The 12,863-nt window shown below is 65.8% G+C and carries 11 protein-coding genes; 3 read left to right on the top strand and 8 right to left on the bottom strand.

Going from position 1 to position 12,863, the window contains the following annotated elements; all coding sequences use genetic code 11:
- Positions 1-49: 49 nt before the first annotated feature.
- From ACCQ00_RS18825 to ACCQ00_RS18795, 7 genes are all read right to left on the bottom strand, one after another.
- On the bottom strand, positions 50-1,633 hold the full coding sequence (locus ACCQ00_RS18825) for a thioredoxin family protein (protein ID WP_039573383.1): 1,584 nt from the start codon (positions 1,631-1,633) through the stop codon (positions 50-52).
- 171 nt (positions 1,634-1,804) lie between these two features.
- Positions 1,805-2,851, bottom strand: a complete 1,047-nt coding sequence (locus ACCQ00_RS18820; protein ID WP_039573386.1) for a bile acid:sodium symporter family protein — start codon at positions 2,849-2,851, stop codon at positions 1,805-1,807.
- Positions 2,852-2,960: 109 nt separating this feature from the next.
- Entirely contained in the window at positions 2,961-4,709 is a 1,749-nt protein-coding gene (gene dnaG, locus ACCQ00_RS18815; RefSeq protein WP_039573389.1) for a DNA primase, read from the bottom strand.
- 81 nt (positions 4,710-4,790) lie between these two features.
- Positions 4,791-5,753 carry a YihY/virulence factor BrkB family protein gene (locus ACCQ00_RS18810; protein ID WP_039573410.1) on the bottom strand — a complete coding sequence of 321 codons (963 nt, stop codon included), beginning with the start codon at positions 5,751-5,753 and terminating at the stop codon, positions 4,791-4,793.
- Between the two features lie 560 nt (positions 5,754-6,313).
- Entirely contained in the window at positions 6,314-6,760 is a 447-nt protein-coding gene (locus ACCQ00_RS18805; RefSeq protein WP_039573394.1) for a GatB/YqeY domain-containing protein, read from the bottom strand.
- 248 nt (positions 6,761-7,008) lie between these two features.
- On the bottom strand, positions 7,009-7,224 hold the full coding sequence (gene rpsU, locus ACCQ00_RS18800) for a 30S ribosomal protein S21 (protein WP_002808376.1): 216 nt from the start codon (positions 7,222-7,224) through the stop codon (positions 7,009-7,011).
- A 96-nt stretch (positions 7,225-7,320) separates the two neighbouring features.
- Complete coding sequence (locus tag ACCQ00_RS18795) at positions 7,321-7,527, bottom strand: hypothetical protein (protein WP_127478983.1); 207 nt, start codon at positions 7,525-7,527, stop codon at positions 7,321-7,323.
- On the opposite strand from ACCQ00_RS18795, the gene tsaD reads away from it, so the two are divergent.
- From tsaD to ACCQ00_RS18780, 3 genes are all read left to right on the top strand, one after another.
- A complete protein-coding gene (tsaD, locus tag ACCQ00_RS18790; protein WP_039573397.1) occupies positions 7,503-8,558 on the top strand; it encodes a tRNA (adenosine(37)-N6)-threonylcarbamoyltransferase complex transferase subunit TsaD in 1,056 nt (351 codons plus the stop codon). The genes ACCQ00_RS18795 and tsaD overlap by 25 nt on opposite strands.
- 83 nt (positions 8,559-8,641) lie before the next feature.
- On the top strand, positions 8,642-8,998 hold the full coding sequence (gene folB, locus ACCQ00_RS18785) for a dihydroneopterin aldolase (protein WP_039573400.1): 357 nt from the start codon (positions 8,642-8,644) through the stop codon (positions 8,996-8,998).
- Between the two features lie 228 nt (positions 8,999-9,226).
- Positions 9,227-11,401 carry a glycoside hydrolase family 3 N-terminal domain-containing protein gene (locus ACCQ00_RS18780; RefSeq protein WP_039573403.1) on the top strand — a complete coding sequence of 725 codons (2,175 nt, stop codon included), beginning with the start codon at positions 9,227-9,229 and terminating at the stop codon, positions 11,399-11,401.
- A 167-nt stretch (positions 11,402-11,568) separates the two neighbouring features.
- On the opposite strand, the gene ACCQ00_RS18775 is transcribed toward ACCQ00_RS18780, so the two are convergent.
- Positions 11,569-12,747, bottom strand: coding sequence for a PQQ-dependent sugar dehydrogenase (locus tag ACCQ00_RS18775; RefSeq protein ID WP_017159378.1), 1,179 nt, complete (start codon positions 12,745-12,747; stop codon positions 11,569-11,571).
- Positions 12,748-12,863 lie beyond the last annotated feature (116 nt).

Raw genomic sequence — 12,863 nt, 5'->3', positions numbered from 1 at the left:
AAACCTTTGATCATCACGCCTTGGCGGCGCGCGGCAGCGCTGTGACGGCTCAACCCAGCCAAGCGGTGCACGCGCTGGTAGTTTTGCTGTCGCAGCTGGACTGCATTTTCTGCTGCAGCCGCGCCAGTACTGCGCCGCCTTCGCGGCGGTGCTTGCTCCATATCTTCAATTCGTTGCCCAGGGTGGCGAAGCGCTGACGGGTGCGTTGCCGGTAACCGTCCGGTTGGCCGGCCAACTCGCCGATCACTTGGGTGGCGGCGCCCTCGATGCCGGCGGAGTCGTCGGGGCTGAGCCGGATCAGCCCATCCACGTACATCACGCCCCACTGCACGCGCGTGGCGGGGCCCTGCGCGCTGTCGTAGGCCCGTTTGAGCCACAGCAGGGCGGTCTTCTTGTCGCCGCGTTGTTCGGCCAGATCGGCCAATTCGGGCATGTAGTAGTACGGCGTCTTGCTGCGCGACAACTCGGCCAGCAGCAATTGCTCTGCCGCGCTGCCATCGCCGACCTCGCTCAGCAACGCGGCGGCCGTGCTGATGGTGGATTGGCGCTCCTCGTCGGTCTTGGCGGTGTCGGTGGCCCACTGCACGCGCTGGTGCACCACCTCCACCACGTCTTTCGGCAGCGGCGGTTGCTGGCGTTTGGGCTCGGCTTCGGTTTCGGTGGGCTGGCCTTGTGCCAGGCGTGCCAGCTGGATGCGTGCATATGCGGTGCCAAGCCGGTCGGAGATCGGCAATGAAGGATCGGCGTAGACCTTGTCCAAGGCCTGATTCAGCGCGTTGGAGAGCGTGCTGCGCACGCCTGCGTCGTTGCTGGCGGCGGTGATCAGACGCGCCGGCACATAGTTCAGCGTGCCGAGATTTGCGCGCACCTCTGCCGGGTCGGCCAATACCGCTTCCAACAGCGTGCGATTGGCGCTGCTGGCAGTCGGTGGGTGTTTGGCGGCACTGATGGCGGCCAGGGCGAAGCTGCGTTGCAGGGCCGGCTGTGGCGCCGAGGTGGAGAGCCGGCCGAGCACGTCGGCGGCTGCATCGGGTTTGACCAGCCTATCGTCGGTGCCCCAGGCGTAGTTGCCGAGCACCGCCCAATCGTCCGCGCTGAGCTGTTGTGGTGTGTGCAGCGCCCTGTCGAGCAACTGCTGGGCGGTACTGGTGCTCTTGGCCGCAACCCGCAACACCTCTGCCAGGCGCGCGTTATCGGCATCGCCGGACAGCCGGGTGATTTCGCTGCGATCTGGGCGTAGCACGATGATGGTGGGATAGGCCTTGACCCCGAAGCGCTCGCCCCAGGCCTGCGCGCCCTCCGAATCGCCGTCCAGGTGCACGGCAACGAACTGCTGGGTGCGCGCGATGAAGGCCGGATCCTTGAACAGCGTGGCCTTGAGGCGATTGCAGGGCGGGCACCAGGCTGCGCCCCAATACAACAGGATCGGCTTGCCGCTGTCCTTGGCTTCGGCAAAAGCGTCTTCCACATCGCCCTCGCGCCAGGCGATGCGGGCAGCAGGTGCCGGCGTGGATGTTGTCTTGGACTGCGCGGGCGCCTCAGGCGGTGCTGGCGTGTCGCAGGCAGTCAGCGCAGCCAGCACTGCCAACAGCGCGATCAAGGACGGGGAAGGGTGTCGCAGCGATAGCGTCATGGCAAATCACCGTGGGGGCGGCAGAAGGTCGATCGCGCACTCTAGCGGCCGCTGGCGGGCCCAGGCGGGCGTGCGTCATTACCGTTGTACATCTGCTTACAACCCGGATGCGCGGCGATGCGAACTGCTGTCATGCGATACGCAGCGGGCAGGCGCTGGCGCGGCGCAGCGTCAATGGCGCTCGGTTGCGCCTTGCGGCTGGCCCGATGCGCTGCGCGCATAACGCGCCGCCACAACGGCGCAGACGATCAGCTGCAGCTGGTGATACAGCATGATCGGCAACACGATCGCGCCCAGCCCGCCGCCGGCAAACATCACCTTGGCCATCGGCACGCCGGTGGCCAAACTCTTTTTCGAGCCGCAGAAGACGATGGCGATTTCATCGGCGCGGCCGAAGTGCAGGCGCCGGGCGATGAAGGTGATCGAAAGCATCGCCATGGCCAGCAACAATCCTGCAACGGCGAGGACCGCCAGCAGCGCAGGCAGCGGCGTCTTTTGCCACAGCCCTTCGTTCACCGATGCACTGAAGGCGGTATAGACCACCAGCAGAATGGTGCCTTGATCGGTGTAACGCAGCACGGCGCGGTGACGTTCGACCCAGCCGCCGATCCACGGACGCATGAAATGGCCGGCCAGAAACGGCACCAGCAACTGCAACAGGATCTTGCCGATCGCCTCGGCCGGATGCGCCATGGCCCCCTGGCTGCCGACCAGTGCGCCCATCAGCAACGGGGTGAAAAACACGCCCAGCAGGCTGGAAAGCGACGCCGCGCAGACCGCGGCCGGTACATTGCCGCGCGCCATCGAGGTGAACGCGATCGAGGACTGCACCGTGGACGGCAGCGCGCACAGGAACAGCACGCCGACATACAGCTCCGGCGTCAGTGCCAGATGCGCCAGTGGTTTGAACAACAGCCCCAGGAGCGGGAACAGCACGAAGGTGCAGCCCAGAATTACCAGATGCAGGCGCCAGTGCAGCGCGCCGGCCTTGACCGCTTCGCGCGACAGCCGCGCGCCGTGCAGGAAGAACAGCGCGGCGATCGCCACGTCGGTGACATCGTCCATGACCGCCGCCGCCGTGCCCGAAACCGGGAGCAACGAGGCCAGTGCGACCGTGCACAGCAGCGCGAGGGTGAAGGGGTCAATGCGCAACCGCGCCAGCAGCTTCTTCATCGAGGTCCAACGGTAGCGCGCGATCTTGCGCCTGATATGGGCCATTCTACGATGCGTGCAGGCCTTGGCTGTGGCATCGGCGTCACCGGTCACGCCTGAAACGGCACGGCAGTGCGCGATTGCCGTGCGCTGCCTTCAGCCAGGCAGCACTGCATCACAACGCTGCGAGCGCCTTGAGCAGTTCGCGCATTTCGTATTTGTCGGTGTCGTCCAGCCCTTGCGCGCGCTGTTTGGCCTGCAGCTCTTCCACGCGTTGACGCAGCAACTGCTTGTCGAGCTGGGCGACGACGTCATGCAGCTCAAGCGTCCAACTGTGTTCGTCGCCGGGAAGCTCCTGCGCTGCCAGCTTCTGCAAGGCAGCAAGTTCCTCGCGCTCGGCGAAGTGCTCCAGCAGCGCGCCGGTACTGATTTCCGGGCGTTGCCGCACCAGGTCCAGCAACTCCATCAACAAGTCGATTCCGGGCAGGCGCAGCCCGGAAAAATCATGCACGCCCTCCAGGCTCATCGCCAAGGACGGCCGCTGCAGCAGGATGGCGATGGACGCACGCACCAGGCTGCGTTTCTGCGTGGGCGCGCCCATGCGGGCAGGCGGCCGTGGCCTGGGTGCGGACTGCTGCGCAGACGCATTGGCACCCACGCCGGTCAGGCGCGCCAGTTCCTGCCGCATCAGATCGCCGAACGCGCCTTCGGGAATCTGCGCCAACAGCGGGCGCGCTCGTTCGGCCAGGCGCGCCTTGCCGTCGAGCGTGTGCAGGTTGATCTCGCGCGACATCTCGTCGAAGAAGAACTGCGACAGCGGCGTGGCCTGTTTCAGGCGCTGATCGAAGGTCTGCGCGCCTTCCTTGCGCACGATGGTGTCCGGGTCCTCGCCATCGGGCAGGAACAGGAAGAACGCCTGGCGGCCATCCTTCATGCGCGGCAGTACCGATTCGAGCGCGCGCCAGCCGGCCTTGCGCCCGGCGTTGTCGCCATCGAAACAGAAATACACATCCGGCGCGTTGCGAAACAGCAGCTCGGCATGTTCGGGCGTGGTGGCGGTGCCCAGCGTGGCCACCGCCTGGGTCACGCCGAACTGGAACAGCGAGACCACGTCCATGTAGCCCTCCACCACGATCAGCCGCTCGATCTTCTGATTGGCCTGGCGCACTTGCCACAGGCCATACAGCTCGCGGCCCTTGTGGAACAGCGCGGTTTCCGGCGAATTGAGGTACTTCGGGCCCGGGTCGCGGCCATCGGCCGGCGCGCCCAGGATGCGCCCGCCGAAGGCGATCACCCGGCCGCGGCGGTCGAAGATCGGGAACATCACCCGGTCGCGGAACTTGTCGTAGACATGGCCGCGATCGTTCTTGGAAAACAGCCCGGCGCGTTCGAGCACGCTCATGCGGCGCGCATCGGTGCCCAGGGTGTCCTTCAGTGCGCTGTAGCCGTCGGGAGCGTAGCCGATCTGGAAACGCGCGCGGTTGTCGGCATCCACGCCGCGCCCGTCCAGATACTCGCGGGCGCGCGCGCTGCCCTCGAGCTGGCGCTGGAAGAACTTGGTGGCCGCCTCCAGGGCCGAATACAACTCGCGGCTGTCGTCCTGCTGTTGCGGGGTGCGCTGCTGGGTCTCGCGCGGGATCTCCATGCCGGCACGCTTGGCCAGCTCGTCGACCGCATCGAGGAATTCGAGGCGGTCGTAATTCATCAGGAAGCTGATCGCCGTGCCGTGCGCACCGCAGCCGAAGCAGTGATAGAACTGCTTGGTCGGCGAGACCGTGAACGAGGCCGAACGCTCGTCGTGGAACGGGCAGCGTGCCGAATACTCCTTGCCCTGACGCTTGAGCGGCACCCGGCCGCCCACCACCTCGACGATGTCGGTGCGTGCAAGCAGTTCGTCGATGAACGCGTCGGGGATGCGGGCCATCCCGCTAGGATATCCCAGCGGCCTGCCAGCACTTGGTCGCCATCGCCGATGAAGCCGGCGAGGCAGGCCCTGCAGCAGTCCTCAGCCGCGTGGCAGCGCGTGCGAGTCCGACGTTGAAGATGCAGGCGCCGTATCGGCAGGCGGCACGATCACCGGCGGATGCTCCGGGTCCACGCCCGCCTCGCGCAGCTTGCGATGCGAGCGCACCCGCTCGTCGATCACCGCGGTGATCAAGGCGCCGACGAAGAACACCACCGAGGCGTAGTACATCCACACCAGCAGGATGACCAAGGTCCCCATCGAACCGTAGGCGCTGCCCGGCGCTGCGGTGGCGATGTATACGCCGATGGCATAGCGCCCCAGCGCGAACAACACCGCGGTGATGACGCCGCCCAGGAATGCCTGGCGCCAGTCGACGGTGCGATCGGGCAGGTAGCGATACAGGAACGCGAACGCCAGTGAGTACAGGGCCAGCGTGGTCACGTAGCCGACCGCCGGCAGGACCGAGGGCAGGCGCGCAAAGACCACCTGCAGTGCGGTGGTGGCAATCATCGACACGATCAACAAGAAGCCCAGCGCCAGGATCACCCCGAACGAGAACACCCGCTTCTGCAGCCAGGCCATCAAGCCGTCCAGGCGTTGCTTGTCGGTGCGGAAGATCAGGTTCAAGGCGTTCTGCAACTGCGCAAACACCGCCGTGGCGCCGATGAACAGCAGCAGCGTGCTCCACACGCCGGCCAGCGAGCCAACGCCAGGTTGATAGGTGGCATTGCGAATGATGGTCTGTGCGACTTCGGCCGCGCTGCCGCCTGCCAATTGCCCGATTTGCTGCACCAATGCCTCTTGCGCTGGCGGATAGAGCGAGGCGGTCAGCCACAACAGCAGCACCAGCAGCGGGGCCAGCGACAGCAGCGCGTAGAACGACAACGATGCCGCCTGCGTCATCACGTCGATCTCGATGAAGCGGTTCAGCAGCGCCATCGGCACGCTGCGCTGCAGACGGCTCAGATGCTTGTGCAGATAGGCAGATGAAAGCGTCGTCACCGGCGGGAGAATCCTTGGCGCATACCGTTGCTGCGCAGGCGACGTCAGAGCAAAGTCGGTATGCGGAAGGACCTTGCCCATGCCTGCGCTGGCGCACCCGTTCTAGCAGGGCCGGATCGAAGGATGGGTGAAAGCGTGCACGCGTTTTGGGCAAGCAGGAGGCGGCGCACCTGGTAGGCGCAGCCTGTCGTGCGTGGAAAGCAACGTGCGCGGCGTATCTGTCAGCGTGTTCAATGTGCGCCAGGTGCCGATGGACCTGTACAGGCGCGTGTACTTGGCACTGCCGGATGTCTACGCGACGACAGGGGCGCAGACTGTGCAAAGCGCTTGGTCCGCATGCTGGGCCGGACGCGTTTTGAAGAAGGCAGTGCGCCTTGCCTGATGCGTGTGGCAGATATGCAACGGCCTTTGCGCTCCAGCGGCGTCATGCAGCATCCCTGCCCGTTTGACGATCCGCCTTCCAGTGGGAAAGCCGCTCGGTGATGCAGCAGGCAGTGCCGCAGCGCACTGCGTACCGCTCGCAGCGCCCTGGCCGTGGCACAGGGCGCTGCGGCGATCCATCAGCCTGCCAGCTGCTGCTTGACCAGGGTCGAGACCAGGCCCATGTCGGCCTGACCGGCCAGCTTGGGCTTGAGTGCGCCCATCAGCTTGCCGATATCGGCCGGGCTGCTTGCACCGGTCTCGGAGATCGCGGCCCGGATGGCGGCCACGATCTCGGCTTCGCCCATCTTGGCCGGCAGATAGCGCTCGATCACCACGATCTCCTCGCGCTCGATCTGCGCCAGGTCATCGCGCGCGGCGGCTTCGAACTGGGTGACCGAGTCCTTGCGCTGCTTGACCATCTTGTCCAGTACGGCGATCACGGCGGCATCGTCCATCTCGATGCGTTCGTCCACTTCCTTCTGCTTGATGGCGGCGTTGATCAGCCGGATCACGCCCAGGCTGTGCTTGTCGCCGGACTTCATCGCGGCCTTCATGTCATCGGTGAGCTGCTGCTTCAGGGACATGCGGTAACTCCTGAGTATAGGTATGGCCAAGGCGCCCAAGCGGGCTGGAGACCTCGGTCGAAGGAGGGTCGGGCGTGCGTGGAGAGATGCCGTGCAGCGCGTCGCGCGGATTGCCTGATGTCTCCAGCGCCATGCCTTGTGGCAGGCCAATACAAAAAGCCGGCGACGCTTGCGCGTGCCGGCTCTTGGGTTCGCTCCCGCTAGGTCGCGCCTTCAGCGCAGACCCACCGGCAAGGAACCGCGGACGATCAGTACAAGCGCTGGCGCTTGGTGACGTCGCGCGAGGAACGACGCAGCTGACGCTTCACGGCAGCGGCAGCCTTACGCTTACGCTCCTGGGTCGGCTTTTCATAGAACTCGCGCTTGCGGGTTTCGGCCAGCACGCCGGCCTTTTCGCAGGTGCGCTTGAAACGACGGAGCGCAAATTCGAAGGGCTCGTTCTCGCGGACTTTAACGCTGGGCATGTGTTCTCCAGAAATGGGATTTCCGTCCGGGAGCCCCGGGCGGGTGCGAGCGGACTCGCGTGACGGAATTTCCGGGTTGCCCCGGCGAGCCGCGCATTATAACGACTTGCCGACGGCCTGCAAGCCCCCGGCAGCATTTGCCGCCTCGACATCGATAAAGCGTGCATTCGGGACGTATGCGGCCAGTACGGCAGCGCGGCGCAGCATCTTGCCATCGGCCGATCTGCGCAGCGCAAAAGCTGCGAAAATAGTGGCATCTCCCTGCATGCCGAGCTGCCGTGAAAGTCCTTGGGATCGAATCATCGTGCGATGAGACCGGTGTGGCGGTCTACGACACCGCATTGTCGGGTGTGCCGGCGCTGCGCGCCCACGCGGTCTACAGCCAGATTGCGCTGCATGCCGAATACGGCGGCGTGGTGCCCGAGCTGGCCAGCCGCGACCATGTGCGCAAGCTGCTGCCGCTGATCCGTCAGACCCTGGGCGAAGCCGGGTTGAGGATCGACGAACTCGATGGCGTGGCCTATACCGCCGGTCCGGGCCTGGTCGGGGCCTTGCTGGTCGGTGCCGGGGTGGCGCGCTCGCTGGCCTGGGCACTGGATGTGCCGGCGATCGGCGTGCATCACATGGAAGGCCACTTGCTGGCGCCGCTGATGGAGGACGACCCGCCGCAGGCGCCGTTCGTGGCCTTGCTGGTCTCCGGCGGGCACACCCAGTTGGTGTCGGTGAAGGCCCTGGGGCAGTACGAGGTACTCGGCGAGACGCTGGACGATGCGGCCGGCGAAGCCTTCGACAAGACCGCCAAGATGATGGGCCTGCCGTACCCGGGTGGCCCGCAGCTGGCGGCGCTGGCCGAAACCGGCACGCCGGGGCGCTACAAGTTCGCGCGGCCGATGACCGACCGGCCCGGGCTGGATTTCAGTTTCAGCGGGCTCAAGACCCAGGTGCTGCTGGCCTGGCGGTCCAGCGACCAGTCCGACACCACCCGCGCGGATATCGCGCGCGGCTTTGAGGACGCGGTGGTGGAAACGCTGGCCATCAAGTGCCTGCGCGCGCTGGACGCGGCCGGCTGCAACACCTTGGTCGTGGCCGGCGGCGTGGGCGCGAACAAGCGCCTGCGCGCGCGCCTGCAAGAGGCTGCCCAGCGCCGCGGTGGCCGGGTCTGTTTCCCGCGCCCGGCCTTGTGCACCGACAACGGCGCGATGATCGCCTTCGCCGGCGCGCTGCGGCTGCAGGCCGGCGAGCACGCGGATGCGGCGGTGCATGTGATGCCGCGGTGGGATATGGCGAGCCTGCCGCCGCTGGCGGCGGAATCGGGAATCGGGAATCGGGAATAGGAAGAGCGGTACCCCGATCCTGTTAGTGCTGCGTGTTATTGCCCTTGCTTCTCCCCATTCCCAATTCCCGACTCCCTATTCCCATGGATAAAGTGTTTATTGAAGGTCTCGACATCGATGCGCTGATTGGCATCTACGATTGGGAGCGGCGCATCCGCCAGACCTTGCGGTTCGATCTGGAGATGGGTTTCGACAACCGCATACCGGCGGCCAGCGACGACATCGCCGATACGCTGAACTACAAGGCGGTGAGCAAGCGCTTGATCGAGTTCGTGCAAGCCTCGAACTTTGGACTAGTGGAGACGCTGGCCGAGCGCTGCGCGGCGCTCGTGCTGGACGAATTCGACGTGCACTGGCTGCGATTGAAGTTGAGCAAGCCGGGGGCAGTGCGCGGCGCGCAGGCCGTGGGAGTGATCATCGAGCGGGCACGGGCGATCTGATTGCCGCCTGGACGCCCTGCTGCCGGCCATTTCAGTTCATGGCGCCAAGCCTGGAGGGCTGGGACGCGTGGCGCAAAGGCTGCGCCGCCGCCGCTCTCCGGCACGCACGATGCGCTGCAACCGGGCTCGACAAATCCCCAAATCCCACTCCCGGCCTTCAAAACTTGCCTGCGCGCGGGTGCGTCAAGCTAGAATTGACGGCCATGTAAACGTTTTCTCAAGGATCTCATGGCTGCTGATCGCATCGAAACCCTGATTGCCCGGATGACCGTCGAAGAGAAGGTCGGACAGTTGGGTGTGTTCGCCGACATGGTGCGGCCGTTCGCGCCTGACGTGAATCCCGAGGCCAATGTGCGCAATGCCGACGAGGTGTTGCAGCAGGTGCGCGAGGGCCGGGTCGGCTCGCTGTTCAATGGTGTGGGCGCCGCGCTGGGCGTGCAGATCCAGAAAGTGGCCGTGGAAGAGAGTCGCCTGGGCATCCCGGTGATCCTGGCCGCTGACGTGATCCACGGCATGCGCACGGTATTTCCGATCCCGCTGGGCGAGGCGGCCAGCTTCGAGCCGGCGTTGGCCGAGCGCACCGCGCGCGCCACCGCGATCGAGGCCACCGCTGCCGGCCTGCACTGGACCTACGCGCCGGCCGTGGACATCGCCCGCGACCAGCGCTGGGGCCGTGGTGCCGAAGGTGCCGGCGAAGACGTGATGCTGGGCGCGGTCTTTGCCGCTGCCCGTGTGCGCGGGTTCCAGGGCAGCGACCTGACCGCCCACGATTGCCTGCTGGCCACGCCCAAGCATTTCGCCGCCTATGGCGCGGTGGCGGCAGGGATGGAATACAACACCGTGGACATCGCGCCGCAGACGCTGCGCGATGTGCACTTGCCGCCGTTCAAGGCCGCCTTCGATGCCGGCGCATTGACCGTGATGTCGTCCTTCAACGACATCAACGGCGTGCCGGCCAGCGCCAACCACGAGTTGCTGACCGAGATCCTGCGTGGTGAATGGCAATTCCCGGGCGTGGTGATTTCCGATTACACCGCCGACATGGAATTGATCGCCCATGGCTATGCCGCCGATGAGCGCGACGCGACCAAGAAGGCTTTCCTGGCCGGTCTGGACCTGAGCATGCAGAGCGGCTTTTATGCCGCGCACCTGCCCTCGCTGGTGGAAAGCGGCGAGGTGCCGATGGCCACGCTGGATGCCAGCGTGCGGCGGATCCTGCAGCTGAAAGAGGCGATCGGGCTGTTCGACAATCCGTATCGCTCGCTGGACCCGGCGCGCGAAGCCGACACCACGCATCTGCCGGCGCACGATGCGCTGTCGCGCGATGCGGCGCGGCGTTCGATCGTGCTGTTGAAAAACGAAGGCGCTGTGTTGCCGCTGAAGAAGAGCGGCCAGCGCATCGCGTTGATCGGCCCGTTCGTGCAGGACCGCGAGAACATCGAGGGCTGCTGGACCTTGTTCGGCGACAAGGAACGCTACGTGACCCTGGAGCAGGGCGTGCGTGCGGTGGTCGGCACCGAAGATCTGAGCGTGGTGGCCGGCTGCGGACTGGAGGAGGCGCTGCCGGGTGGCATTTCCGCCGCGATCGATGCGGCGCAGGCGGCCGATGTGGTGGTGCTGGCGTTGGGCGAGCCACAGCGCTTCAGTGGCGAGGCACAATCGCGCACCGAGATCGTCTTGCCGCCGGCGCAACAGGCACTGGCCGAAGCGATTGCAGCGACCGGCACTCCGATGGTGGTGGTGTTGCGCAATGGCCGCGCGCTGGCCTTGAGCGGTGCGGTGCGCGATGCCGACGCGATTGCCGTGACCTGGTACCTGGGTACCCAGACCGGGACCGGTGTGGCCGATGTGCTGTTCGGCGACTACAACCCGTCGGCGCGTCTGCCGATCAGCTTCCCGCAGGCGACCGGGCAGCAGCCGTACTTCTATAACCATCTGCGCACCGGGCGCCCGGAATTGCCGACCCTGTCCGAGTACAAGGCGCGTTGGCGCGAGATGCCGAACGAACCGTTGTATCCGTTCGGACATGGCTTGAGCTACACCACGTTTGCATATGCGCAGCCGCAGTTGAGCGCGGCGCAACTGGGCTGGGATGAGACGCTGACCATTACCACGCGCGTCACCAATACCGGCAAGGTCGCAGGCGAGGAAGTGGTGCAGTTGTATGTGCACGATCGCGTGGCCAGCCGCGTGCGCCCGGTGCGCGAACTCAAGGGATTTCGCAAGGTGTTGCTGCAGCCCGGCGAGAGCCAGGACGTGGTGTTCACCCTGGAGCGCGACGCGCTGGCATTCACCAACCACAAGGGCGTGTTCGATGCGGAGCCGGGTTTGTTCGATGTGTGGGTGTGCGCGTCGGCCAAGAGCGGCGAGGCCGTCACCTTCGAGCTGCTGGAGCGCCGATAGCGGCGCGCTTGGCACTCATCGCGAGTCACCAGCGCGCGAACAGGTGACCATTGCTATCGCACGAAGCGCCTGCTGACATCGGGTTTAGAAGCGATGACGACGGTCCATGTCGCCATCGCGCGTGCCGGTGCAATGCGCAGATACACCGGCTGATGCTGCGGCGTCGATCAAGCGTCGTTCTCGACCGCGGCCTTGCTCTTGGGCGTCAGCTTCAGCAGACGTCCGGTGCTGCCACTGGCCTCGTCTTCCAGTAGCCAGAGCGCGCCGTCCGGACCTTGCTCCACTTCGCGGATGCGTGCGCCCATGTCGTAACGCGCCACTTCGCGCGGCTGGTCGCCCAGCGACACCTGCACCAGCGCCATCGACGATAGCCCACCGATGAAGCCATTGCCGCGCCACGCCGGGAACTGCTTGCCGCTGTAGATCACAAAACCGGCCGGCGAAATCACCGGTGTCCAGCTGATCTTGGGCGCGGCGAATTCCGGACGCGTGTTGTGGTCGGGGATCGGCGTGCCGTCGTAGTTGTCGCCGTTAGAAACGATTGGGTAGCCGTAATTGGCGCCACGCTGGATCAGGTTCAACTCATCGCCGCCGAGCGGGCCCATTTCGTGTTCCCACAGACGGCCCTTGCTGTCGAAAGCCAGGCCAAGAATATTGCGGTGGCCCAACGACCACACCTGCGCGGCAACGCCGCCTTGCGCAACGAACGGGTTGTCGGCCGGCACGCTGCCGTCGTCGTTGAGCCGGATCAGCTTGCCGAGGTTGGCTTTCATGTCTTGGGCAGGCGTGAATTTCTGCCGTTCGCTGGAGCTGATCCACAGCTTGCCGTCGGGCCCGAACGCAAGCCGATGCCCGAAGTGACCATTGCCGGTGACCTTGGGATCCTGGCGCCAGATCACTTTCAGGTCCGATAGCGTGCCGCCGCCGGTTGCATCCAGCGTGAGCTTGGCGCGGGCCACCGCCGCGCCGCGCGTGTCGCCCTCGCCCGGCTCGGCATAACTCACGTAGACCAGCCCGTTCTTGGCGAAACGCGGATGCGCCAGAACATCGCCAAAACCGCCCTGGCCGCCATACGCAACGGCCGGAATACCGGTAATGGCGCTCTTGCGTTTGGTCTTGAGGTCCAGTCGCATCAAGGCGCCGCGCTTTTCGCTGACCAGCAAGCTGCCGTCGGGCAGAAAGGTCATTGCCCACGGCTCGTCGAAATCGGCAACCGTGGTGGCCTGAAACGGCCACTGAGCTTTGGGAATGGAGGCCGCGGGGGCGGCTGCGGGCGCAGCAACTGCAGTGCCGGCAGTGAACAGGGTGGCCGTGCAGGCCAGGGCAAGCAGACGACGGACAGACATGGGGTCCTCCTGGGGATGGGCGCGGTACGTTGCAGCCCTCCCGCAACGTGTCCCGCGTCGGGTTTTAAATACCTTACACGACGTCGCCAGGGCGCCCTTGTTGCAGATCACTGTCT

Source organism: Xanthomonas sp. NCPPB 3761 (assembly GCF_041475705.2).
In the GTDB taxonomy this organism is placed as follows: Bacteria; Pseudomonadota; Gammaproteobacteria; order Xanthomonadales; family Xanthomonadaceae; genus Xanthomonas; species Xanthomonas phaseoli.
Note: the sequence above shows the minus strand (reverse complement) of the source record. Positions and strands in the feature narration are given on the sequence as shown.